This is a genomic window from Conexibacter sp. JCM 18997, assembly GCF_055391915.1.
The window spans coordinates 1,603,394-1,626,350 of sequence record NZ_AP043885.1; the positions used below are offsets into that span (position 1 = coordinate 1,603,394).

General features: G+C 72.2%; 26 protein-coding genes. 3 read left to right on the forward strand and 23 right to left on the reverse strand.

The genetic code is table 11. The features are described from left to right. Nucleotides 1–44 precede the first annotated feature (44 nt). From ACZ5UI_RS08355 to ACZ5UI_RS08375, 5 genes are read right to left on the reverse strand one after another with little or no spacing between them, the layout of a single operon-like run. Entirely contained in the window at nucleotides 45–371 is a 327-nt protein-coding gene (locus ACZ5UI_RS08355) for a hypothetical protein (protein ID WP_464196152.1), read from the reverse strand. Beyond that, entirely contained in the window at nucleotides 368–1,027 is a 660-nt protein-coding gene (locus tag ACZ5UI_RS08360) for a 4-hydroxy-tetrahydrodipicolinate reductase (protein WP_464196154.1), read from the reverse strand. Before ACZ5UI_RS08360 ends, ACZ5UI_RS08355 begins: the two co-directional genes overlap by 4 nt. Beyond that, nucleotides 1,024–2,268, reverse strand: coding sequence for a M16 family metallopeptidase (locus ACZ5UI_RS08365; protein WP_464196156.1), 1,245 nt, complete (start codon nucleotides 2,266–2,268; stop codon nucleotides 1,024–1,026). Before ACZ5UI_RS08365 ends, ACZ5UI_RS08360 begins: the two co-directional genes overlap by 4 nt. Nucleotides 2,269–2,288: 20 nt before the next feature. Next, nucleotides 2,289–4,607: a polyribonucleotide nucleotidyltransferase gene (locus ACZ5UI_RS08370; RefSeq protein ID WP_464196158.1), complete on the reverse strand. Its 2,319-nt coding sequence runs from the start codon at nucleotides 4,605–4,607 to the stop codon at nucleotides 2,289–2,291. A gap of 5 nt (nucleotides 4,608–4,612) precedes the next feature. Further along, the gene (locus tag ACZ5UI_RS08375) at nucleotides 4,613–5,146 is read right to left on the reverse strand and encodes a DsbA family protein (RefSeq protein WP_464196160.1); all 534 of its coding nucleotides are present in this window, start codon (nucleotides 5,144–5,146) and stop codon (nucleotides 4,613–4,615) included. On the opposite strand from ACZ5UI_RS08375, the gene ACZ5UI_RS08380 reads away from it, so the two are divergent. Then, nucleotides 5,145–5,603 carry an SRPBCC family protein gene (locus tag ACZ5UI_RS08380; RefSeq protein WP_464196163.1) on the forward strand — a complete coding sequence of 153 codons (459 nt, stop codon included), beginning with the start codon at nucleotides 5,145–5,147 and terminating at the stop codon, nucleotides 5,601–5,603. The two genes, ACZ5UI_RS08375 and ACZ5UI_RS08380, sit on opposite strands and share 2 nt — an antisense overlap. A gap of 39 nt (nucleotides 5,604–5,642) precedes the next feature. On the opposite strand, the gene ACZ5UI_RS08385 is transcribed toward ACZ5UI_RS08380, so the two are convergent. From ACZ5UI_RS08385 to truB, 4 genes are read right to left on the reverse strand one after another with little or no spacing between them, the layout of a single operon-like run. Further along, complete coding sequence (locus tag ACZ5UI_RS08385; protein WP_464196165.1) at nucleotides 5,643–6,104, reverse strand: redoxin domain-containing protein; 462 nt, start codon at nucleotides 6,102–6,104, stop codon at nucleotides 5,643–5,645. Then, nucleotides 6,101–6,370 carry a 30S ribosomal protein S15 gene (gene rpsO, locus ACZ5UI_RS08390; RefSeq protein WP_464196167.1) on the reverse strand — a complete coding sequence of 90 codons (270 nt, stop codon included), beginning with the start codon at nucleotides 6,368–6,370 and terminating at the stop codon, nucleotides 6,101–6,103. Before rpsO ends, ACZ5UI_RS08385 begins: the two co-directional genes overlap by 4 nt. Then, nucleotides 6,367–7,242: a riboflavin biosynthesis protein RibF gene (ribF, locus tag ACZ5UI_RS08395; protein ID WP_464196169.1), complete on the reverse strand. Its 876-nt coding sequence runs from the start codon at nucleotides 7,240–7,242 to the stop codon at nucleotides 6,367–6,369. Before ribF ends, rpsO begins: the two co-directional genes overlap by 4 nt. Further along, a complete protein-coding gene (gene truB / locus ACZ5UI_RS08400; RefSeq protein WP_464196171.1) occupies nucleotides 7,239–8,045 on the reverse strand; it encodes a tRNA pseudouridine(55) synthase TruB in 807 nt (268 codons plus the stop codon). The genes ribF and truB overlap by 4 nt, the downstream gene beginning before the upstream one ends. Nucleotides 8,046–8,111: 66 nt before the next feature. Here truB and ACZ5UI_RS08405 point away from each other — a divergent pair, with 66 nt between their 5' ends. Beyond that, on the forward strand, nucleotides 8,112–8,633 hold the full coding sequence (locus ACZ5UI_RS08405) for a transglutaminase family protein (protein WP_464196173.1): 522 nt from the start codon (nucleotides 8,112–8,114) through the stop codon (nucleotides 8,631–8,633). Between the two features lie 2 nt (nucleotides 8,634–8,635). On the opposite strand, the gene ACZ5UI_RS08410 is transcribed toward ACZ5UI_RS08405, so the two are convergent. Genes ACZ5UI_RS08410 through ACZ5UI_RS08435 form a run of 6 tightly spaced genes read right to left on the reverse strand, consistent with a single transcriptional unit; the run spans nucleotide 8,636 to nucleotide 14,571 of the window. Continuing rightward, entirely contained in the window at nucleotides 8,636–9,616 is a 981-nt protein-coding gene (locus ACZ5UI_RS08410; protein WP_464196175.1) for a DHH family phosphoesterase, read from the reverse strand. Continuing rightward, a complete protein-coding gene (gene rbfA, locus ACZ5UI_RS08415) occupies nucleotides 9,613–9,942 on the reverse strand; it encodes a 30S ribosome-binding factor RbfA (RefSeq protein WP_464196177.1) in 330 nt (109 codons plus the stop codon). The genes ACZ5UI_RS08410 and rbfA overlap by 4 nt, the downstream gene beginning before the upstream one ends. A gap of 43 nt (nucleotides 9,943–9,985) precedes the next feature. Beyond that, entirely contained in the window at nucleotides 9,986–12,493 is a 2,508-nt protein-coding gene (infB, locus tag ACZ5UI_RS08420; protein ID WP_464196179.1) for a translation initiation factor IF-2, read from the reverse strand. A 3-nt stretch (nucleotides 12,494–12,496) separates the two neighbouring features. Next, complete coding sequence (locus ACZ5UI_RS08425; protein ID WP_464197790.1) at nucleotides 12,497–12,742, reverse strand: YlxR family protein; 246 nt, start codon at nucleotides 12,740–12,742, stop codon at nucleotides 12,497–12,499. Further along, nucleotides 12,739–14,127: a transcription termination factor NusA gene (nusA, locus tag ACZ5UI_RS08430; RefSeq protein WP_464196181.1), complete on the reverse strand. Its 1,389-nt coding sequence runs from the start codon at nucleotides 14,125–14,127 to the stop codon at nucleotides 12,739–12,741. Before nusA ends, ACZ5UI_RS08425 begins: the two co-directional genes overlap by 4 nt. 30 nt (nucleotides 14,128–14,157) lie before the next feature. After that, nucleotides 14,158–14,571, reverse strand: a complete 414-nt coding sequence (locus ACZ5UI_RS08435) for a ribosome maturation factor RimP (protein ID WP_464196183.1) — start codon at nucleotides 14,569–14,571, stop codon at nucleotides 14,158–14,160. A gap of 158 nt (nucleotides 14,572–14,729) precedes the next feature. Between ACZ5UI_RS08435 and ACZ5UI_RS08440 the strand changes: the two genes are divergently transcribed. Then, on the forward strand, nucleotides 14,730–15,095 hold the full coding sequence (locus ACZ5UI_RS08440; protein ID WP_464196185.1) for a hypothetical protein: 366 nt from the start codon (nucleotides 14,730–14,732) through the stop codon (nucleotides 15,093–15,095). A 447-nt stretch (nucleotides 15,096–15,542) separates the two neighbouring features. On the opposite strand, the gene ACZ5UI_RS08445 is transcribed toward ACZ5UI_RS08440, so the two are convergent. The 8 genes from ACZ5UI_RS08445 to mihF are packed head-to-tail and all read right to left on the reverse strand — an operon-like array spanning nucleotide 15,543 to nucleotide 22,816. Continuing rightward, nucleotides 15,543–15,911 carry a tetratricopeptide repeat protein gene (locus ACZ5UI_RS08445; protein ID WP_464196187.1) on the reverse strand — a complete coding sequence of 123 codons (369 nt, stop codon included), beginning with the start codon at nucleotides 15,909–15,911 and terminating at the stop codon, nucleotides 15,543–15,545. Between the two features lie 5 nt (nucleotides 15,912–15,916). Then, nucleotides 15,917–18,250, reverse strand: a complete 2,334-nt coding sequence (locus tag ACZ5UI_RS08450) for a transglutaminase TgpA family protein (protein WP_464196189.1) — start codon at nucleotides 18,248–18,250, stop codon at nucleotides 15,917–15,919. Then, nucleotides 18,250–19,368, reverse strand: a complete 1,119-nt coding sequence (locus ACZ5UI_RS08455) for a DUF58 domain-containing protein (protein ID WP_464196191.1) — start codon at nucleotides 19,366–19,368, stop codon at nucleotides 18,250–18,252. Before ACZ5UI_RS08455 ends, ACZ5UI_RS08450 begins: the two co-directional genes overlap by 1 nt. Before the next feature lie 7 nt (nucleotides 19,369–19,375). Then, nucleotides 19,376–20,335, reverse strand: a complete 960-nt coding sequence (locus ACZ5UI_RS08460) for an AAA family ATPase (RefSeq protein ID WP_464196193.1) — start codon at nucleotides 20,333–20,335, stop codon at nucleotides 19,376–19,378. A 4-nt stretch (nucleotides 20,336–20,339) separates the two neighbouring features. After that, nucleotides 20,340–21,617, reverse strand: a complete 1,278-nt coding sequence (coaBC, locus tag ACZ5UI_RS08465; protein WP_464196195.1) for a bifunctional phosphopantothenoylcysteine decarboxylase/phosphopantothenate--cysteine ligase CoaBC — start codon at nucleotides 21,615–21,617, stop codon at nucleotides 20,340–20,342. A gap of 37 nt (nucleotides 21,618–21,654) precedes the next feature. Then, entirely contained in the window at nucleotides 21,655–21,882 is a 228-nt protein-coding gene (gene rpoZ, locus ACZ5UI_RS08470; protein ID WP_464196197.1) for a DNA-directed RNA polymerase subunit omega, read from the reverse strand. A gap of 16 nt (nucleotides 21,883–21,898) precedes the next feature. Next, nucleotides 21,899–22,420, reverse strand: coding sequence for a guanylate kinase (gene gmk / locus ACZ5UI_RS08475; protein ID WP_464196199.1), 522 nt, complete (start codon nucleotides 22,418–22,420; stop codon nucleotides 21,899–21,901). A gap of 51 nt (nucleotides 22,421–22,471) precedes the next feature. After that, on the reverse strand, nucleotides 22,472–22,816 hold the full coding sequence (gene mihF, locus ACZ5UI_RS08480) for an integration host factor, actinobacterial type (protein ID WP_464196201.1): 345 nt from the start codon (nucleotides 22,814–22,816) through the stop codon (nucleotides 22,472–22,474). Nucleotides 22,817–22,957 lie beyond the last annotated feature (141 nt).

The following is a 22,957-nucleotide window of genomic DNA, read 5'->3' on the forward strand; positions in this document are numbered from 1 at the left end:
AATGGATCACCTACGGCTCCGTCGCCAGCGACGGCTGATACCGCTCAGGCCGAGGAGCCAGGGCGGCGACGGGGCTCGACCGCGTCGGTGAAGCGGCGCGGGACCCGGGCGCCGTCGCCCTCCTCCCACAGCGTGATCACCACGAGCTCGGAGCCGGGCACGTCGTGGCGGCAGACGAAGACCAGCGAGCGGTCCGTGACGTCGGTGACGCGGACCGCTCCACGCTCGCCCGCCTCCACGCGCTCGGCCGCCCAGGCGCGCCCCACGCGGGCGATCACGTCGGCCTTGGCGTCCAGCGTGCCGCGCACCCGCTGGCGGTAGCGCTCGGCCGCGTGGTCGGTGACGGCGATCGTCACCCCGGGCGGGGTCACGTGTCGAACAGGAGGTGCTCCAGCCCGACGACCGGCGAGCTGGTCAGCCCGCCGACCTTGCGGACGGCCAGCAGCACGCCCGGCATGAAGGACTGGCGGTCGATCGAGTCGTGGCGGATGGTCAGCGTCTGGCCGACGTCCCCCAGGATGACCTCCTGATGGGCGACCAGGCCAGGGAGGCGGACCGAGTGGATCGGCACGTCGCCCTCCATCAGCTCGGCGGTCCGCGCCGCGGTGCCCGACGGGGCGTCGAGCTTGCCGTCGTGGTGCAGCTCGATGATCTCGGCCTTGGCCATGTGCCGGCTGGCCTCGGCGGCGAAGCGCATCATCAGCACGGCGCCGATGGCGAAGTTCGGGGCGAAGAAGACGTTGGCGGGTGGGTGGGAGCCGAGAGACCGCAACGGCTCCAGATCGAAGGACGACGTCCCGATCACGATGTGCACGCCGGCCGCGACGCAGGCCAGCGCGTTGGCGGTGGCCTGGTCGGGCTGGGTGAAGTCGACGACCACGTCGACGTCGCCGAGGATGTCGGCCAGCGCGACGCCGAGCGCGGGATCGGCCTTCCCGGCCAGCACCAGGTCGTCGGCGCCCTCGACGGCCGCGCAGACCGTCGCCCCCATGCGGCCGGCGGCGCCGGCCACACCAACCCTGATCACGCCGCGACCGCCAGCGGCTCGATCGCCGTCCGGAAGGCGTCCTCGTCGGGCCCGATGCCCGCCGCCGACAGCGTCCCGGGCGCGAACAGCTCGCGGGCCAGCCCGCGCACGTCGTCGAGCGTGACCGCGTCGATGCGCTCCAGCACCTCGTCGTCGGTCAGGATCGGCAGGTCGGCCAGCAGCGCCGAGCCGAGCCGGTTCATGCGCGCGCCCGTCGACTCCAGCGACAGGACGTAGCGACCCTTGGCGTTCTCCTTGGCCCGGGCCAACTCGGCCTCGGACGCCGGATCGTCGGCCGCGCGCTCGAGCTCGGTGGCGACGACGTCCAGCGCGGCGCGCAGGTTGTCGCCGCGCGTGCCGACGTACAGGCCGACCTGGCCCGACCCGGCATACAGCGCGGTGAACGAGTACACGGCGTAGGCCAGGCCGCGCTTCTCGCGCACCTCCTGGAACAGCCGCGAGGACGACGTGCCGCCCAGGATCGTGTCCAGCACCCGCAGCGCGAAGCGACGCGGGTCGTCGCGCGAGATGCCGCGCCCGCCCAGGCACACGTGCACCTGCTCGGTGTCCTTGCGGGTGAAGACGGTCTGGGGCGCGAACGGCCCCGGCACGGTCAGCAGCTGGCGCTCACGCGCCGCCCCATCGTCCTTCTGGCTGGACTGCACCATCTCGACGATCCGGTCGTGGTCGACGGACCCCGCCGCGGCCACGACGATCTGCCGTGGGTGGTAGTGCCGGTCATGGAACTGGGCCAGCCCGCCGCGGTCGATCGACGAGATCACCTCGGAGCGGCCGATGATCGCCCGCCCCAGCGGGTGATCGCCGAACACCGCGTGGCCGAGCACGTCGAAGACCTTGTCCTGCGGGTCGTCGTCGTACATGGCGATCTCCTCGAGCACGACCTCGCGCTCGGTCTCCAGATCCCGCAGCGCCGGCCGCCAGACCATGTCGGAGATGACCGAGAAGGCCTCTTCGAGGTGCACGTCCAGGACGCGCGAGTACACCGACGTCGACTCCTTGCCCGTGCCGGCGTTGAGCTCTGCGCCCATGCCGTCGAACAGCTCATCGATCTCGTGCGACGCCAGCGTGTCGGTCCCGCGGAAGAGCATGTGCTCCAGCAGGTGCGACAAGCCGGCCTCGCGCTCGGTCTCGAGCCCGGAGCCGGTGCCGATGTAGAACCCGAGCGCCGCGGATCGCACGGAGTCGATCGACTCCGTGACGACCCGGACACCCGAGTCCAACGTCGTGAAGCGAACCTGGCTCAGCTGCGCTCGGGATCGCGGTTGGAGCCACGGCGGGGGCGGCCCGAGCCGCGGTCGCCACGCTCGCCGCCGCGGTCGCCGCCGCCACGCGGGCCACGGTCTCCGCCTCGGCCGCCACGGTCACCGCGGTCGCCCCGGGGGCCGCCGCCGTTGCCGCCACCGCCGCCACCGGCGCCGATCGCCGCGAGCTCGTCCTTGGACTTGCCGGCGATGGCCGGGTCCTCGGACAGGCGCAGGCCGATGCGGCCGCGCTCGCGGTCGACCTCGACCACGCGGACCTTGATCTCGTCACCGCGGTTGAGGACGTCCTCGACCGTGTCGACGCGCTCACCGGGCTTGACGTTGCTGATGTGCAGCAGGCCGTCGGTGCCCTTGGTCAGCTCGACGAAGGCGCCGAAGGTGGTCGTCTTGACGACCTTGCCGGCGAACTCGTCACCGACTTCGACTTCCTTGGTCATCGCCGTCAGCCGCTCGAGCAGGGCGTTGCCCAGCTCGCCGTTGGCCGAGTAGATCAGGACCATGCCGTCGTCGTTGATGTCGATCTGCGACTCGAACTCCTCCTGGAGCCCGCGGATCGTCTCGCCGCCCTTGCCGATGATCATGCCGATCTGGCTCGGGTCCACCTGGATCTGCTGGATCCGCGGCGCGTACAGCGACAGCTCGCTGCGCGGCTGGCTGATGATCTCGGCCATCTTGCCCAGGATCGTCATGCGCGCCTCACGGGCCTGCGTGAGCGCGTCACGCAGGATGTCGAACGTGACGCCCGTGATCTTGATGTCCATCTGGAGGGCGGTGATGCCCGCCTCCGTGCCGGCGACCTTGAAGTCCATGTCGCCGAGGTGATCCTCGACGCCGGCGATGTCGGTGAGGACGATGTACTCGTCACCCTCCTTGATCAGGCCCATCGCGATGCCCGCGACCGGAGCCTTCAGCGGCACGCCCGCGTCCATCAGGGCCAGCGTCGAACCGCACACCGAGGCCATCGACGAGGAGCCGTTGGACTCCAGCGTCTCGGACACGACGCGGATCGTGTACGGGAAGTCCTCGATCGACGGGACCATCGGCACCAGGGCGCGCTCGGCGAGCGCACCGTGGCCGATGTCACGGCGCTTGGGACCGCCCAGACGGCCGGCCTCGCCCACCGAGAACGGCGGGAAGTTGTAGTGGTGCCAGTAGTACTTCTTCGTCTCCAGCCCGAGGGTGTCGAGACGCATCTCCTCCTTCAGCGTGCCCAGGGCGGCCACCGAGAGGACCTGCGTCTGGCCACGGGTGAAGAGGCCCGAGCCGTGCGTGCGCGGCAGGACGCCCGCTTCGACGGTGATCTGACGGATCTCCCGCTCGCCGCGGCCGTCGGGGCGCTTCTTGTGCACGGCGATGCGCTCGCGCACGATCTGCTTCTCGAGCTTGGCGAAGGCGGCGACGACGCGAGCGCGCTGCTCGGTGTAGCCCTCCCAGGCCGGATCGCCGGAGTGCGCCGTGATGACCTCGGCCTCGACGGCGTTGGTGGCGTTCTGGCGGTCGAGCTTGTCCTCGATCTGCGTGGCCGCGTCCAGGGCGCCGTAGTGGCTGCCCTTGATGGCCTCCAGCAGACCCTCGTCGATCGCCGGGGCGGCGAACTCGCGCTTGGGCTTGCCGGCCTTCTCGGCCAACTCGCGCTGCGCGGCGCAGAGCTTCTTGATGGCCGAATGCGCGATGTCGAGCGCGTCCAGGATCTCGGCCTCGGGCACCTCGTTGGCGCCGGCCTCGACCATCAGGATGGCCTCTTCGGAACCGGACACGATGAGGTCCAGGTCCGTGTTCTCGAGGAGGTCCTCCTCGTTGGGGTTGACGACGAAGTTGCCGTCGATCTTGCCGATGCGCACCGCGCCGACCGGGAAGGGCAGCGGGATGTCGGAGATCATCAGGGCCGCCGACGCGCCGTTCATGGCCAGGATGTCGTACGGATGCACGTGGTCGATCGACAGCGGGATCGTCACCAGCTGCGTCTCGAAACGCCAGCCCTTGGGGAAGAGCGGCCGGATCGGACGATCGATCATGCGAGCGGTCAGGGTGCCCTTCTCGCCGGAACGACCCTCACGCTTGAAGAAGGAGCCGGGGATCTTGCCCGCGGCGTACATGCGCTCCTCGACGTCCACCGTCAGCGGGAGGAAGTCCACGTCGCGGATGTTGCCCGCGGTCGCGGTGCTCAGCACCACGGTGTCGCCGGAGCTGACGACCACTGCGCCGGAGGCCTGCTTGGCCAACTTGCCGGTCTCGAACGAGATCTCGGTACCCGCGATGTCAACGGTGACACGGGTGACGGCGTCGTTACTGCTCATATGTATTACCTCTCTGTTGATCCGCGCTCGGAGGCGGATCGCGTCTTTGCTTCGTTCTCTCTAGTGCGAACCAGGACATTGTAGAGGGCCGGGTCCGGGCGTCCATCGCGGAGGAAGGTCGGCGTGGTCATCGCACCGGCCATCACCGCCTCCTTCGTCTGCGCCTGCACGTGCGCGAGCACCGCCGGATCGCGCCGATCCTGCTCGAATCGATCGAGATCCAGGCCCAGGCGTTCCGCCAGCGCCCACAGGTGCGGGTCGTCGATGCGGCCCTGGTCGGCGTAGACGGCGTCGTGGAAGGCCCAGAACGCGCCCTGGCGGTCGGCGGCCTCGGCCGCGCAGGCCAGCGCGACCGCGCGCGGATGCTTGGCGGTCAGGGCCATGTGCCGGAACACGCGCCGGCTGGGCGTCTGCGCCTCGCGCTCGGTGAGGCGCGCGTGGGCCAGCGCGCAGTACGGACACGTGAAGTCGGCGTGGACGATCACCACCTCACCGGTGGACCCGCGGACGTGGTCGTCCGTACGTACATCAAGACCCATGCGAACACACATCTTGCAGCGCGAGCAGCTGTTGCGCGGACTGACGCCGTCACAGGTGTTCCCCTTCTTCGCCGACGCCCGCAACCTCGAGGCGATCACACCGCCGCTGTTGCACTTCCGCGTCGTCACGCCTGAGCCGATCGAGATGCGCGTCGGAACGCTCATCCAGTACCGCCTGCGCCTGCACGGCATCCCGATCTCCTGGCTCACGTCGATCCAGGCCTGGGAGCCGTCGGTGCGCTTCGTCGACGTCCAGGTGCGCGGTCCGTACGCGCTCTGGCACCACACGCACACGTTCGAGGAGACCGCCGAGGGCACGCTGATGCGCGACACTGTGCGCTACGCGATCGGCTTCGGCTGGCTCGGAGAGGTGGCCCGCCGGGCGCTCGTCGAGCGCGACCTGCGAACGATCTTCGACGCGCGGGCCGAGGCCGTCCCGGCGTTGCTGGCGGGCTGAACGGCGATCACCCGCCCGACGACGGGCGAGCGGGACGCGCTACGCGTCGAGCGCTTCGATGATCAGGTTCGCGCCGGGCAGGTCGCCCGGGGACTCCGCGACGTAGGACCACTTGACGGTGCCGTCGGGACCGAAGATCACGATCGCGCGGTTCGTCATGCCGGCCGGCTCGAAGAACGTGCCGAGCTTCTTGGACGTCTCGCCCTTGGGCTCGAAGTCCGACAGCTGCGGGATGTTGACGCCGAGCTTCTCCTTGAACGCCGCCTGGGACCAGGTCGCGTCGGTCGAGACGCCGTACAGCTTGGCGTCACGCGCGGCGAACTCGTCGGCCACCTGCTCGTAGACCTGCAGCTGGTCGGTGCAGACCGGCGAGAAGGCGAACGGGTAGAACACGAGCACGGTCGTCTGCCCCTGGAGCGAGTCCTGGGTGAACGTGTCGCCCTCTTCCGTGGCGAGGGAGAATTCGGGTGCCGGTGTGCCCGGCTGGATGAGATCGCTCACCGACGGAGACCGAGCTCGCGGATGAGCTCGCGGTATCCCTCGAGGTCCTTCTTCTGCAAGTAGCCCAGCAGGCGACGCCGCTGGCCGACGAGCATGAGAAGGCCGCGGCGCGAGTGGTGGTCCTTCTTGTGCGCGCGGAGGTGCTCGGTGAGTTCGTTGATGCGGACCGTGAGCAGCGCGATCTGAACACGGGTGTTGCCCGTGTCCTCGGGGGACTCCCCGTACTTCGCGACGATCTCGGCCTTGCGTTCAGCAGTCAGGGTCATTTTCGGCCGCTTACGGTAGCAAGTGCTTCGACCACGTCCTGGCCGATCTGCTCGACGAGCGCCTCGACGCTCTCGAAACGGCGCTCGCCGCGCAGCCGCTTGAGGAAGTCGATCCGCAGTTCCTGCCCGTACAGATCGCCGCTCCAGTCGATCAGATAGGCCTCGATCAGCTCGCCCAGCCCGGTCTCGAACATCGGCCGCACGCCGATGTTCACCGCGGCCGGAATCCCGTTGGCCACGCACGCGTAGACGCCGTGCCCCGGCGTCACGAACCCCTCGGGCGGCACGAGGTTCGCGGTCGGGTAGCCGAGCGTGCGCCCGCGCTTCTCGCCGTGCCGCACCGGTCCCCGGACCTGGAAGGCCGCGCCCAGCAGCCGGTCGGCGTACTCGACCGCCCCACCCGACACCAGGCCGCGGATGTGGCTGGACGAGACGATCTCGCCGTCGACCTCGAGCATCGGCACCACGCGCGTCTCGAAGCGCGCGTCGGAGGCCAGCAGCTCCGGGTCGCCGGCCGCCTTGTGGCCGAAGCGGAAGTTCTCCCCCACGCTCACGTGGGTCGCGCCCAGCCCGGCCACCAGCACCTCGTCCACGAAGGCCTGCGCGCTGTGCTCGACCCAACTGCGGTCGAACGGCACGACCACGACCTCCTGCACGCCCATCGCGCCCAACAGCTCGGCCTTGCGCTCCAGCGTCGTCAGCAGGCGCGGCTGGGTGCCCGGCGCGATCACCGACAACGGGTGCGGGTCGAACGTCAGCACCGTGTCGTTGCCGGCGATCACCTCGCGGTGGCCGAGATGGACGCCGTCGAACGTGCCGACGGCCACGCGCCGCGCGCGCGGCTCGACGTCGGGGAGGCGGGTCACCTTCATGCGGAGCGGAAGCCTACGACGGGCTTGAGCATGCCGCCCTCTCGGGGCTCGGCGACGGCGATCGGCCCGGCCTCGTCGCGCAGCAGCACGAACCCGGTTGCCGGGTGCTCCACGGCCACGCCGTAGCCCGCCCGCCGGGCGTCGTCGCCCGCCAGCTCGACCACCGGCATGACCGCGGCCAGCGCGTCGCCCAAGGGCAGCGGACGGGCCGGATCGGCGTCCTCGATCGCGAACGGCCCGATGCGCGTGCGCCGCAGCTCCAGGCAGTACGCGTCGCCCAGGTCGGCGATCAGCGAGCGCACGTAGGTCCCGCTGGAGCACTCGATCGCGAACCCGGCGCGCTCGTCCTCGCGCCACAGCAGGTCGAAGCGGGCCACGTCGACCTCGCGCTCGGGGATCTCGACCTCGACCCCGGCCCGCGCGAGCGCGTAGGCGCGCTTGCCGTCGACGTGGACCGCCGAGTAGGCCGGCGGGCGCTGGCGCAGGCGGCCGGTCGGCAGCGGACCGTCGAGGGCGGGCACGCGCCCCGTGTGGACGAGCTCGCCCTCGATGTCACCGGTCGTCGACGTCCACCCCAGCCGGGCCACCGTCTCGTACGCCTTGCCCAGGGACATCAGGAAGCGCTGCGCCCGCGTCGCCCGGCCGACGAGCACGAGCAGCAGGCCCGTGGCGAACGGGTCCAGCGTGCCCGCGTGACCGACCTTCGGGCCCCGCCGGCCGCCCAGCTCGCGGCGCACGGCGGCGACGACGTCGTGCGAGGTGCGCCCCGCGGGCTTGTCGATCAGCAGCACGCCGTCGTCCATCGGTCCATTGTCGCCGTTGAACCGGCGACGGCCGCGCTGCGTATGGGCATCTTGAGAGGAGTGATTGTGGAGCCGTTCCGGATTCTCGCCGAAGCCCCCGACCCGCCGCTGGACGAGCTGCTGCTCGCCCTGGCCGGGGAGTTCGGTGAGATCGACGCCGACGCCGCCCTGACCCGGCTCGATCGGCTGGCCGAGCGGGTCGATCCGATGGCCGTCGGCGCGCCCGCCGAGCTGGCCGCGCTGGTCGACGTCCTGGACACCTTCAGCGAGCTGCCCGACGACGGCCGCGACCCCTCCGAGCTGATGCTCGACGTCGTGCTGCGCGAGCGGCGCGGCTCCGGGCTGCTGCTCGGCGTCGTGCGCAGCGAGGTCGCTCGCCGGGTGGGCATCGCCGTCCCGTTCGACGTCGGCTCGCCCCAGGACACCGCGCTGCTGGTGCTCGACGACCTCGTCGGCGCCTACGAGCACTGGTGCGACCTGGGTCGCGCGATCCACGCCGCGCAGTTGCGGCTCCTGCTCCCGGCGCCGCGCGCCGTCGCCGAACGTCACGAGCGGGAGGCGATGACCCTGCTGGCGCGGCTCAACTGAGCTCAGCTCAGCTGCTCGGCAACCGCCGCGCGCAGGAACGCGGCGATCTCGTCGATCGACAGCTCGGTCGAGAAGCCGGCGGCGCGGCGATGTCCGCCGCCGCCCTGGGCGCGGGCGATCGCGCTCACGTCCACGGCACCGTCGGTGGAGCGCAGCGAGGCCTTGCGGGTGGGCGGAGACGAGCTCCGCTCGCGCACGACGGCCGCGACCTTCGTGCCCTCGACGGCGCGCAGGTGGTCGACGATGCCCTCCGTGTAGCTCTCCTCCGCCTCGGTCTGGGCGAAGTCCTCGAGCGTCACGTAGGTGAAGGTCAGCGCGCCGCCGTCGAAGCGCTGCACGCGCTCCAGCGCCCGCCCGAGCAGCTCGACCTTGGCGAACGGCACGTCCTCGTACAGCCGGCGGTAGATGCGCTCGACGTCGACCCCGTGGTCGATCAGGTCGGCGGCCATCAGGTGCGCCATGCGACCGGTCGACTCGTACATGAAGCGACCGGTGTCGGTGACCAGGCCGACGTACAGCGCGGTGGCGATCTCCGTGGTCGTCTCCACCCCGAGGTCGCCGATCAGGTCCCAGATGATCTCGGCGGTGCACGAGGCGTCGTCGACGACGTGGTTGACGTTGCCGAAGCGCGTGTTGTCGTGGTGGTGGTCCACGTTGAGCACGTGCGCGCCGGCCACGTCGATCGGGCTGCGATCGGCGTTGCCGCAGTCCAGGAAGACGATCGTCCGCTCCGACACGTCCGGCGGCGGCGCGGTGACCAGGTCGTCCAGCGGGAAGAAGCGGTACTCGTAGGGCAGCGGGAAGTCGCGTTCGGCCAGGTACATGAGCGTGTCCTTGCCCATCGCCTTGAGGATCTCGTGCGTGGCGATCAGCGAGCCGAGCGCGTCGCCGTCGGGGTTCTCATGGCTGACCAGCAGGAAGCGCTCGCCGGTGCGCAGCTCGTCGAGCACCTGTTCGCGGGTGCCCACGCCCTGGACGCTCACTCGCCGACCTCACGCTTGATGATCTTCTCCAGGCGGAACGCGTTCTCGGTGATCTCGTCGAGCACGAAGTGCAGCTCGGGCGTCTTCTTCATCCGCAGCTCCGCCGAGACGCGACGCTGCAGGAAGCCGTGAGCGGACTCCAGGCCCTCGATCGACGCCTCGCGCACCTTGCGGTCGCCGAGGACGCTGACGAAGACGCGGGCATGGCGGAGATCGGGGCTGGTCTTGACATCGGTCACGGTGACGAACCCAACGCGCGGGTCCTTGAGATCTTGCGCCACGGCGTCGCTGACGACCTGGCGTACGGCCTCATCGACCCGGCGCATGCGGTCGTTGCTCATCCTATGTCCTCGACCAGCAGGCGCGCGGCTAGGACAGCTCGCGCTCGACCTGCTTGGTCTCGTAGGCCTCCAGGACGTCGCCCTCCTTGACGTCCTGGAAGTTGCGCAACACGATGCCGCACTCGAACCCGGTCTGGACCTCGCGCGCATCCTCCTGGAAGCGACGCAGGGACTCGATCTCGCCGGTGTAGACGACCGTGCCGTCGCGCACGAGGCGGCACTTGGCCCCGCGGCGCATCAGGCCCTCGGTCACGTACGAGCCGGCGATGACGCCGATGCGCGAGGCGCGGAAGGTCTGGCGGATCTCCGCCCGACCCATCGACTCCTCGACCTCCTCGGGCTCGAGCATGCCCTCCATGGCCGCGCGCAGCTCTTCGATGACGCGGTAGATGATCGAGTAGGACCGCACCTCGACACCCTCGCGCTCGGCGATCTGCGCGGCGTCGCCCACGGGGCGCACGTTGAAGCCGATCACGACCGCGTCGGACGCGGCGGCGAGCATGATGTCGGACTCGTTGATGCCACCGACACCGCGGTGGATCACCTGCGCGAAGACCTCGGTCTGCGGCAGCTTGGCGATCTCGTCCTCCAGCGCCTCCAGCGAGCCGGCCACGTCGGCCTTGACGACGAGGTTGAGCTCCTTGGAGTCGCCCTGCTTGGCGCGGGCGAAGACGTCCTCCAGCGAGACCTTGCGGCCGGAGCGGCGCGCGATCGACTCGGTCTTGAGCCGGTTGGCGTGCTCGGCGGCCAGCACGCGGGCGCGCTTGTCGCTCTCGACGACGTGGACGAAGTCCCCGGCCTCGGGGACGCCGTCGAAGCCCAGCACCTCGACCGGATCGCCGGGACGGGCCTCCTTCACGCGGTCGCCCTTGTAGTCGACCATCGCGCGGACCTTGCCCCAGTCGCCGCCCGCGACGAGCGCGTCGCCGACCTTCAGCGTGCCGCGGTCGATCAGGACGGTGACCACGGGGCCGCGGCCGGGATCGAGCTTGGACTCGATCACGTGCCCGGAGGCCTCGGCGTCCGGGTTGGCCTTGAGCTCCTGCAGGTCGGTGACGACCTGGATGGTCTCCAGCAGGTCCTCGAGGTTCTGCTTGGTCTTGGCGGAGACGTCGACGTACTCGGTCTCGCCGCCCCACTCGGCCGGCTGCAGGTCGCGGGTCGTCAGCTCGGTGCGCACCCGGGTCGGGTCCGCGCCCTCCTTGTCGATCTTGTTGACCGCGACGACGATCGGGACCCCCGCGGCACGCGCGTGGTCGATCGCCTCTTCGGTCTGCGGCTTGACGCCGTCGTCGGCGGCGACCACGAGCACGACGATGTCGGTCACGCTGGCGCCGCGGGCGCGCATGGCGGTGAACGCCTGGTGGCCCGGGGTGTCCAGGAACGTGATCGCCTTGTCGTTGTGGCGCACCTGGTAGGCGCCGATGTGCTGGGTGATGCCGCCGGCCTCGCCCGCGGTGACGGACGTGTCGCGGATGGCGTCCAGCAGCGACGTCTTGCCGTGGTCGACGTGGCCCATGATCGTGACCACGGGCGGACGCTCGACCAGATCGGCCTCGTCGTCCTCGTAGACCGGCTCGGCGTCGATGTCATCGGCGGCGTGGACGATCTCGATCTCGCGATCGAACTCGTCGGCCAGCACCTGGATGGCGTCGTCGGACAGCGTCTGCGTGAGCGTGGCCATCTCGCCGAGGAGCATCAGCTTCTTGATGACCTCGGGGACGGGCACGCCGAAGTACTCGGCGACGTCCTTGACGGTCGAGCCCGAGTTGACGCGAACCTTGTCGATCGCGCCCTGCGCCCGGACGTCGAGCGGCTGGACGGTGTCGTCGTACGTGCCGCGACGGCGGCGGCCACGCGAGCGCGGCGGACGGCGCGGGGGTCCGCCACCGGGTCCGCCGGGGCCACCCGGGCCGCCGGGACCGCGGCGTGCGGCCTGCGAGTCGATGACGACGCGACGGCGCCCGCCGGCCTGGCCGGGAGCGCGCTCGCCGGTGCGCTGGTCGTCGCGCGTCGGACGCGCGCCTGCGGCACCACCGGCACCGCCCGCGCCACCGGCGCCGCCGGCGCCCGGGGTGCGCGTGCCGGCACCCGAAGAGGCCGGCCCACCCGGACCGCGACCGCCGGGACCACCGGGGCCACGGCCGCCCGGACCACCGGGACCGCGACCGCCGGGACCACCCGGACCGCGACCGCCGGGACCACCGGGTCCCCGACCGTCAGGACGTCCGCCGGAACGCTGACCGCCCGGACCACCGGAGCGCTGGCCGCCCGGTCCGCCGGACCGCTGGCCACCCTGGCCGCCGGTGGACGCGGGGCGCTTGCGCTGCTGATCGGGCGGGAGGTCGCCGATGCGCTGAGGATGGTTGGCACCATTGGTCGGCTCGTTGGCCTTGACGACGCTCAGCGCGAGCTTCTCGTCGATGGTGGAGTTGGGTGACGGCACGCTGAAGCCCGCCTCTTGCAATTGCTTGCTGAGGTCCTTGGCGTTCAGGCCGTGCTTTTCCGCGATGTCCGCGATGCGCTTCTTTGCCATTGGCTAATCCGAGTCTAGAAGATGGTTGGGCGCGGACGTCACTCGCGCGCGAAAGGCGCGCGACAGTCCGCCGCGCCGGGCCGCGCGCTCCAGGCACGCGGCGTCAGGGTGGATCCAGGCGCCCCGTCCGCCCAGACGACGGTCGCGGTCGAAGACCGCGCGACCGTCCTCGAGGCGCGCGAGGCGGACCAGGTCGCGCTGCGGGGCGCGCTCACCGCACCCCGCGCAGCGTCTGATCGGGTTGCTCAGGAGGCCTCGGCCTCGCCCGTGGGCTCGGCGGAGTCGACGGCGGGCTCGAGCGGGTTGGTCGCGTCGCTCGCGTCGTCGGTGGCCGCCTCGGCCTCCTCCAGCTCGAGGGTCTCCTCGAACTCGGCTTCCTCTTCCTCGTCCTCGCCGGTGAGCACGGTGACGTCGTCGGTGTCGTAGTCGACGAGCGCCTGGTGGGCGGGCAGGCCGCAGTAGCGCGAGCTCGACAGGGCCGAGTTCGGGCAGCGCCGGCCGTTGGCCAGGATCGCGTGGCAGCGCCCGTCGCCGGTGTCGTCCTCGCCGCCACCGCCGCCGTGGTCCTCGGCCGCGTACTCGGTCTCTGACTTGATGTCGATGCGCCAGCCGGTCAGGCGCGCGGCCAGGCGCGCGTTCTGCCCCTCGCGACCGATGGCCAGCGACAGCTGGTCGTCGGGCACGATGACGGTCGCCTGCTTGGCCTCGTCGTCGACCAGCACCTCGCGCACGCGCGCCGGGCTGAGCGCCTTGGCCACGAAGCGGGCGGGCTCGTCGTTGTAGGGGATGATGTCGATCTTCTCGCCGCGCAGCTCGGAGACGACCATGCGCACGCGCGAGCCACGCGGGCCGACGCAGGCGCCGACCGGATCGACGCCGTCGGCATGCGAGACGACCGCGATCTTGCTGCGGTAGCCGGGCTCGCGGGCCACGTTCTCGATCTCGACCAGGCCGTCGGCGATCTCCGGGACCTCGAGCTCGAACAGCGACTTGATCAGCTCGGGGTCGCGGCGGGAGACGATGATGCTCGGCCCCTTGGTGGAGGGCGAGACCTCCTTGATGACCGCCTTGACGCGCTGGTTGTGCTCGTAGCGCTCGCCCTCGACCTGCTCGGACTTGGGCAGCAGCGCCTCGACGCGCTCGCGCAGCTGGATGAGGGTGTAGCGCGCGTCCTTCTGCTGGACGATGCCCGTGACGAGCTCGCCGACGCGGTCGCGGTACTCCTCGTACATCATGTCGCGCTCCGCCTCGCGGATGCGCTGCAGGATGACCTGCTTGGCGGTCTGCGCGGCGATGCGGCCGAAGTCGTCGGGCGTGACGTCGCGCTCGTCGATCTGGTCCTTGTACTGCTCGAACTTGACCGGGTCGATCTCCGGGTCCTCGGGCTCGCGCATCTCCCCCGTCTCGGGGTCGACGGTCGTGCCCTCGTCGATCGTCTCGACGATCAGCTGGGCCTCGAGGCGCTCGGGGATGATCAGCTCGATCACGCGGAAGTCCGCGGTCTCGGAGTCGAGCTCGACGCGCGCGTACTTCGCCGAACCCGGCTGCTTCTTGTAGGCGGCCAGGAGCGCATCCTGCAGCGCGAGCATGAGCTTCTCGGTGGAGATGCCCTTCTCGCGCGCGAGCACGCTCATGGCCTCAATGACTTCCCGGGACATGGTGGGCTACTCCTCGACGAGGTTCGAACGGAAGATGTCGTCGTAGGGAATCGCGACGACACCGCTGGCGGCGGCGATGGTCACCTCGCTGTCGGAGGCGCCGACGAGCTCACCGGTGAAGGACCGGTGGCCGTCACGGGCCTCCCGCGTGCGCACGCGAGCGCGGCGACCGAGGAAACGACGGAAGTGGGCGGGCTTGGACAGCGGGCGCTCGATGCCGGGGCTGGAGACCTCCAGCGCAAAGCGCTCACGCACGTCGGGGAGCAGGAGGGTGACCTGCTCGCAGAGCTCGAGGGTGACCCCGTCGGGGTGATCGATGAACAGGCGGACGGTCTCGCCGGAGACCTCCGCGAGCAGCACTTCGACGTCGGGGGCGGCCTCAGCGAGACGTCCCTCGATCTGCGTCTGGATCGGGTGCATGGCTTCCCTCCTTCCTCCGTCGAACTGGTCCTGGAAACAAAAAGAAGCGGGCTATCGCCCACTTCCGGTACTGCTCCGGCCCTGCGGCCGGCAACGAAAGCTGTGTGTTTGAGCGTAGCAGGGCGGGTCGGGTCGAAATCGCTGCGAGGATGGCCTGCATGAGCGCTGCCGTGATCGATGCATACCTGTCCGAGGTGGAGGCGGAGACCCGTCGCGTGGCCCCCGGCGAGTGGGGTCTGAGCGCCGCCGACGTGGCCGGCTGGCCGCTCCATGTCGGCCTGCGTCTCCACCAGGGACTCCTGCGGGCACAGGCCGAGGTCGTCGGTCCCGGCCAGGTCGACGAGCACGAGCTGCTGTTTCGCAACCGGTCGCTCGCGCTCGTCCGCTACGCCCACACGGGCGCGGGCGCGGTGTGGGTCGTCGGCGACCTCCCCCAGGCGGCGATCACGCCGGCCGAGCTCGATCGCCTGCTCGGCGTGCTCGTCGCCGCGGCCGCCGACCTGCGGCGCCTGGTCGCGAGCTAGGCGGGCGTCCGCGCGCGCCCGCGCCCGTTGTCCGATCCGACCCGGCATGCGGGCTCGAGCGGACAACGGCGCCCGCGGCGGCCGAGATCGCCTGCCGGCCGGTGCGTGCCGCGGGCGATGGGCAGCGAAGGAGCGTGGGCCGCGGCGCCGGCACGGGCGCCCGCGCGCGCCGTGCCGTTGTCCGATCCGACCCGGTATGCAGGCTCGAGCGGACAACGGCGCCCGCGGCGCGCGGACGCCCGCGCCCGTTGTCCGATCCGACCCGGTATGCGGGCTCGAGCGGACAACGGCGCCCGCGGCGGCCGCGATCGCTTGCCGGCCGGTGCGTACCGCGGGCGATGGGCAGCGAAGGAGCGTGGGCCGCGGAGCCGACACCGGCGCCCGCCCGCGCCGCGCCCGTTGTCCGATCCGACCCGCCATGCGGGCTCGAGCGGACAACGGCGGTGGCTAGGCGCGGCGGCGGGCCTGGTCGCGGTAGCGGCGGTAGTCGCCGCGCTCCGGGCGCAGCTGGGCGGCCAGCGCCAGCGGGTGGCGCGCCTCCTGGTGGCGGCCGAGCTGCTGCAGGCTGCGCCCCAGGCAGAAGAGCGCGTAGTCGTTGGTCGGCGCGCGCTCGACGACGGCCTCGAACTCGGTGGCCGCCTCGCTGTAGCGCTGCGCGTGGAACAGGGCCCGACCGAGCGCCTCGCGGATCGAGGCCTTGTCGGGCTCCAGATCGCGGGCGCGAGCGAGCGGGACGGTGGCGGCGTGATAATCGCCGCCTTCCAGCAGGGCGGTCCCGCGCTGGTACAGGTCGTAGACGTTGTCCGAAGACGCCACCGAGGTCAGTGTAGGCCGCGCGGCGGCAGAGCCCACAGGGCGCGCAGGCGACCGGTGAGCCCCAGCCCGCGGGCCAGTGACGCCCGCAGCGCGCGGCGCTGCTCGGCCGTCGGACCCGGCGCGTCCCCGGCGTAGCGGCGCCGGGCCAGCGCGCGGATGTAGGCCCGCGCACCAGGATCGCCGGCGAAGCGCTGCTCGAGCTCCAGCAGCGTCGTGTCGTTGGCCACCGGGCGGCCGGTGCGGCGCAGCGCACGCTCCAGCTCGGCCACCTCCTCGTCCTGGCCGCGCTCGCGGTCGCGCCGTCCCGACCACCAGCGCCAGGTGCGCGGCGCCGCCGCGATCGCGCCGACAACCGCCACGATCGCCACCACGATGCCCCACGGGAAGCCGCCTCCGCTGCCGCTGCCCCCGGCCGGCGCCGCCTCGCCGCCGGGGCCCAGGTCGGCGCCGCCGACGGCGCCGGTCGGCTGCGGGCCGCCGGGAACGCCGGTCGACGCGAGCGCGCCCGCGGTGCCGATCGACTGGCTGCGGGCCGGCGAGGCGCTGGGCGTCGGGTCGAACGTGACCCAGCCGATGCCGTTGAACCACACCTCCACCCACGAGTGCGCGTCGAGGTCGCGCACGACGAACTGGCCCTTGTCCGCGTCGAACTGGCCCGGCGCGAAGCCGGCGCTGATGCGCGCGGGCACGCCGGCCATGCGCAGCAACAGCGCCATCGCACCCGAGAAGTGCTGGCAGTAGCCGGCCTGGTCCTGGAACAGGAAGGCCGGGATCGGCAGCCGGTGGTCGGGGACGTCCTCGCGATAGGTGAAGCGGTCGCTGGCCAGGTAGCGCTCGACGTTGGCCACGACGTCGAACGGGGTCTTGGCGTCGGCCGACAGGCGGCGGGCCAGCTCGTGCACGCGGCCGTAGCCGGCCTGCTCGAGGATCGCGTCGACGTCGGTGGGGCCGGTGCCGCCGACGTCCCCCGGGCCGGCGTCGGCGCCGATGGCCAGGTCCGGCTGGTCGCTGCCGAACGCGCCGAAGCGCAGGTACACGCGGCCGTTGGTCGGGCTGCCGGGCGCGAGCATCGTCAGGTCCTGACCGATGTAGGCCGGGTAGTCGACCCCGGCGGCCCGCAGCTGCTTCTCGTTGGGGCGCGGCACGTAGGACTCGGCCCGGTAGGCGTTGCCCGAACCGAGGTCGCTCTCGTCGCTGGCCACCGAGAAGCCGCCGGGGCGCGTGCCCACGGGCTGGCGCGGCGAGCGCGAGATCGACAGGGTCTCGCCGGGCGCGATGAAGTCGCGCGTGGTCAGGTCGCCGATGTTCACGCGCACGTTCGTCTTCCAGTCCGGGTGCGCGTCGAGGCCGATGGCCACCGGCGGTTGGGGACCGAAGGCCCGGCCGTTGCGCCAGCCGGTGCCGTCGAACAGCTCGAGGTCCTCGGCCTTCCAGTAGGCCGCCTGGTCGTCGCTGGTCTCGATGCGGGCCAGCACCCGGCCGTCGCGCGGCCAGTCCAGCGGGCCGTAGCCGTGGCTCCAGTCGAACTGGTCGGGCTCCTCGGGCTGCAGCGCGTCGGCGATCTTCTGCACGTCGATCGCCGGGTCGTCGCGGTCCAGCACCGGCCCGGCGAGCATGCCGAAGCCCAGCGCGACCAGCAGCACGCCGACGATCGCGCCCACCCCGCCGACGCCCAGGCGCCCGGTCAGCCGCCCGGCGAGCAGGTAGAGCGCCAGCGGGATGGTCAGCGCCCCGCCGATCAGCCACGGGTGGTCGGGGCTCATCTGGATCGCGGGCACGGCGATCAGCACCAGCAGCGGGATCAGCGACCAGCCGGGACGGCGCAGGCCGGCGATCACCGCGGTCACGACGGTCAGCAGCAGCCCGCCCAGGGCGATCACCACGCGCAGCCAGTCGCCGGTGCCCTGGTAGGGCACGGTCACGCCGGGCAGCGCGTTGATGCCGGTCGACAGACCGGGCGCCAACGAGCCCCAGTCGCGCGGGTCCAGCATCCACAGCGGGACGCCGGCCACCAGCAGCGACACGCCGAGCCCGACCACCAGCGCGGCGATCGCGCACGCGGGCACGAGGAAGCGCCGGCGCGGCAGGAACCACAGCAGCGCGGCCACGCCGGTCGCGCCCACCGCGAACAGGATCGGGCGCAGATCCGAGACGCCGTCGAGCAGGCCGTACCAGCGCACCAGGCCGAGCACCAGCAGCACGCCCAGGCTGACCAGCCGCAGGATCGCCCGGGCCGTCGTGTCCTCGCGCGCGCTCGTGCCCAGGTCCCGCGGCGGCGCGTCGGGAGCGCGCGGCAGGTCGCCGACCGCCGTCAGCTCGGGGGGTGTGGCGACGGCCACTACGCGGCCTCTCGCAGGGAGGCGGCGCCGCCGAGCACGTAGCCCTCGCACTCGGCCACGCGGAAGTTGGCGCGGCGACCGGCCATCGCGCCGGGGACGATCAGGATGCGCCGCGCGGACGGCGAGGCGACGAGCAGGCGCGGCAGCCGCGCGGGCACGTTGGCGACGACCAGCAGCAGCGGACCGCGGCGGCCCGACAGCGCCGCCGGCATCGGCCCCGCGCCCGCCTCCAGCAACGCCAGGCGGACGTGGTGGGCGGCCCAGCCGTGCAGGTCGGACTCCAGGAGGATCGGGCGCCGGTCGCCGGGCAGCAGCAGCGCGACGCCCCCGCGGCGGGCCAGGTGCACGGCCAGCGACGCGGTCGCGCGCACCGCCGCGTCCAGCGCCGCCTCGCTGTCGGGCAGGCGCGCATCGAGCGCGACCATCGGCCGCGCGTCGGCCTCCGGGCGCAGCCGGCGCTCCATCAGCCCGGCGCCCCGGGCCAGCGCCGGCCAGTGGATGCGTGAGGCCGAAGCGCCCTCCTGGGCGGGGCGCAGGCCGTCGATCTCGATCTCCGCGGCGCCGTAGCCGCTGCGCCGCCCGCCGGCGCCGGTGCCGTCGCCCTCCCCGTCGCGCCCCACCGCGAGGACCGACTCGACGCGGGGCAGCACGAGCAGCGAGGTGACCGGGCCGTCAGCGCTCACGCGCGCCCGCGCGAGACCGAGCGGGTCGGCGAACAGCAGCGCGGGCGGCGGCAGGTCGCGACGGCCGCGCCGGGCGAAGCGGGCGTCGACGCGCAGCGCCACCTGGCGGCGCCAGGGCAGCGAGGGCCCGTCGCCGACCAGCTGGTCGTCCAGGCGCGCGCCCAGCAGGCCGAACACGCCGCCGCGCGCGCTGACACGCCCGTGCACGGTCTCCCCCTCCGAGACGCGCTTGGCCCCGACGCTGCGCTGCACCTGCGCGCCGCTGGCGCCCAGCGCCACCCACACCACGGCGAACAGCGCCACCCCGAGCAGCGCCGCGCCGGGGACGTAGAGCGGCTCGCAGTCGAAGATCAGCGCGATCAGGATCAGGCCGAAGCCGAGCCCGCCCAGGCGCAACGCTCCGCCCGCGTGGATCGGAGGCAGCCGCGCGCGCACCGTGCCGCTAGAGCGCCGGCGTCTGGGCCAGCGCGTCGGAGATGACGGCCTCGGTGGTCTCGCCGACCGCCTCGGGGCCCAGCAGGATGCGGTGGGCGAGCACGACCTGGGCCAGCGCCTTGACGTCGTCGGGCAGCGCGTGCTCGCGACCGGCGAGCAGCGCGTGCGCCTTGGCCGCGCGCAGCAGCATCAGGCCGGCGCGGGGCGAGGCGCCCAGCTCGACGCGCCGGTCGCTGCGGGTGCGGGCCAGCAGGTCGACGATGTACCCGCGCAGCGCCTCGGACGCGTGGATGTCCTCGACCGCGGCCTGGGCGGCGAGCACCTCGGCCGCCGTGGCCACCGGCTGCAGCCCGGCGACGCGGTCGCCGTGCTCGTGGTCGGCGAGCATCGTCATCTCCGAGGCCCGCGACGGGTAGCCGAGCGAGACGCGGACCATGAAGCGGTCGACCTGCGCCTCGGGCAGCGGATAGGTGCCCTCGAACTCGACGGGGTTCTGGGTGGCGAAGACGATGAACGGGCGCGCCAGCTCGTGCGTCGTGCGGTCCACCGACACGCGCCCCTCCTGCATGCACTCCAGCAGGCCGGACTGCGTCTTGGGCGACGCGCGGTTGATCTCGTCGACGATCACCACGTTGGCGAAGATCGCGCCCGGGCGGAAGAAGAACTCGCTCTCGGACTGGTCGAAGACGCTGGTGCCGACGAGGTCGGCGGGCAGCAGGTCGGCGGTGCCCTGCACGCGCGAGAAGCTCAGGTCCAGCGAGCGGGCCAGCGCGCGGGCCAGCGTCGTCTTGCCCACGCCCGGCAGGTCCTCGACCAGCACGTGACCCTGGGCGGCCAGCGCCACCAGCACGCCGGTCAGCACCTCGGGCTTGACCTCGACGGCCTTGCGCACGTTGGCGGCCACGCGCCGCAACGCCTCCGCGGCGTCGGCGGCCTCCCCGGGTGGATGTCGTTCGGCGGTGCTCATGCGTTCACTGGGCTGACGCCGTGGGCGTCGAATCCTTCGCCGGTGTCCCGCGCAAGGCCATCACCGTGTCCAGGATGCCAGCCGCGATCTCGGCCTTCGTGGTCATTGATACGTGCCGGTCGCCCGCATGGGTCACGATCGTCACCTCGTTGGTGGTGACGTCGAACCCGGCACCGGGGGCGGCGACGTCGTTGACGACCACCGCGTCCAGTCCCTTGCGACTCAGCTTGGCGCGCCCGTACTCGACGGCGCCCGCCCCCGTCTCGGCGGCAAAGCCGATCAGCGTCTGCCCCTCGCGGCGGCGCGCGGCCAGCCCGCTGAGCACGTCGGGCGTGCGCTCCATGGCCACCGACAGCGCGTCGCCGACCTGGTCCTTCTTGAGCTTGTGGTCGGCCGCGGCGACGGGCCGGAAGTCGGCCACGGCGGCGGCCATCAGCAGCACGTCGCAGTCGGCGAAGTGCGCCTCGCAGGCGGCTTGCAGCTGGGCGGCGGTCTCGACGTCGACGACCTGCAGGCGCGGCGAGCGTGGCAGCGCGACGTTGGCGGCGACGACGGTCACCCGCGCGCCACGGGCGGCGGCCGCCTCGGCCAGCGCGAAGCCCATCCGCCCCGACGAGCGGTTCCCGACGTAGCGGACGGCGTCGATCGGCTCGCGCGTCCCGCCGGCGGAGACGAGCACCCGCAGGCCTTCCATCGGGCCGCCGGCGGCGGCGGGCAGCACCGCCTCGACGGCGGCCAGGATGTCGGGCGGCTCGGGCAGGCGCCCGGCGCCCGCCTCGCCCTTGGAGGCCAGGCGGCCGACGCCGGGCTCCAGGACGGTGATCCCGCGCTCGCGCAGCGTGGCCACGTTGGCGACGGTCGCCGCGTTGGCCCACATCGCGTCGTTCATGGCGGGCGCCACGACGAGCGGACAGCGGGCGGCCAGCGCGGCGCTGGTCAGGAGGTTGTCGGCCAGCCCGTGGGCCAGCTTGGCGATCGTGTTGGCCGTGGCCGGCGCGATCACGAACGCGTCGGCGTTGCGCACGAGCTCCAGATGCGAGAGCGGGTCGTGCTGCGGCGGCTCCTGATCGGGGAACGCGCCGCGCGCGGGGTCGCGCTCGAACTCGTCGGTCAGGACCGGGGCGCCGGTCAGCGCCGCGAACGAGGCGGCTCCGACGAAGCGCTGGCTGTCGGGCGTCTGCACGACGCGGACGGCGTGGCCGTCCGCCGTGGCCAGGCGCACGAGCTCGAGCGCCTTGTATCCCGCAATCCCTGCGCTGACCCCCAACAGGATCCTGGCCACCGCGCGCCCTCCCGCGTCGGTCCGGCGAACGAACCGGCTAGCGGTACGAGTACTTGATCTTGCCCCCGGCGACCTCTTCGAGAGCGATCGTCAGGTAGTTCTTGCTGGCCGTATCGACCATCGGCGGCGGGAACTCGTCGAAGGTTCCCTCGCCAAGGTTGTGGTAGTACGAGTTGATCTGGCGCGCGCGCTTGGCGGCGACGATCACCGAGGCGTAGTTCGAGTCGACGTTCTCGAGCAGACGGTCGATGCGAGGGTTGATCATTCCCTCAGGGTACCCATCACGCCGCCAGTTCCTGGCGAACGATGGCCTCCAGCTGCGCCAGCGCCTCCTCCAGGCGGTCGTTGACCACGACGTGCTTGAACTCGTCGCGCGCGTCGAGCTCGTGCTCGGCGACGGCCAGGCGGCGCTCGATGTCCTCGGCGTTGTCGGTCCCGCGGCCGACCAGGCGCAGCCGCAGCGTCTCCGGCGAGGGCGGCGCGATGAAGATCTGCACCGCCTCGGGAACGGTCTGGCGGACCTGCCGCGCGCCCTGCAGCTCGATCTCCAGCACGACCGGATGACCGGCCCGCGTGCGCTGCTCGAGCTCCTCGCGCAGCGTCCCGTAGCGCCGGCCCGAGTACTCGGCCCACTCGACGAAGTCGCCGGCCTCCACGCGCGCGACGAAGTCCTCGTCGGACAGGAAGTGGTAGTCGACGCCCTGCGTCTCACCGGGCCGCGGCCGGCGCGTCGTGGCGCTGATCGACAGCTCCAGCGCGGGCACCCGTTCCAGCAGCGCGCGGATCAGCGTGCCCTTGCCCACGCCCGACGGGCCGGTGATGACGAAGACGGCGCTCAGGGGGCTGCGCCCCAGCTAGCGGCGGAGCATGCCGACGAGCTCGGCGCGCTGGCGCTCCGAGAGGCCGCCGATGGTCTTCGACGGCGAGATGCGGCACTGCTGGAGGATCTTGTTGACCTTCACGCGCCCGTACTTCGGGACGGCGAGGAGCATGTCGAAGACCTTCGCCGTCTCGACCCAGTCGGGCGGCTCGGTCAGCAGTGAGTGAATCGACGTGCGGCCGGCGCGCAGGTCGCGCTTGAGCTGCGCCCGCCGGGTGCGGATCTCGTTGGCCCGCTGCAGGGCCTCCATCCGCTGGACGAGGGAACGCTCCGGGGCCGCCGAGGTCTTTGAGGCGGTGTTCGAGGGGGACGGCGGCATGGGCGGCGAGTCTACATACGGCGCGCGCCCGATCAAGCCAAGGTGGCCAAATCCGACTAGACCTCAACCTTAGGTCGATGCCTGTGGAGGTTGGTTGACCCTCGATTCGCCGATTTGCAGGCGTTTTGGGCAGCAAAATGG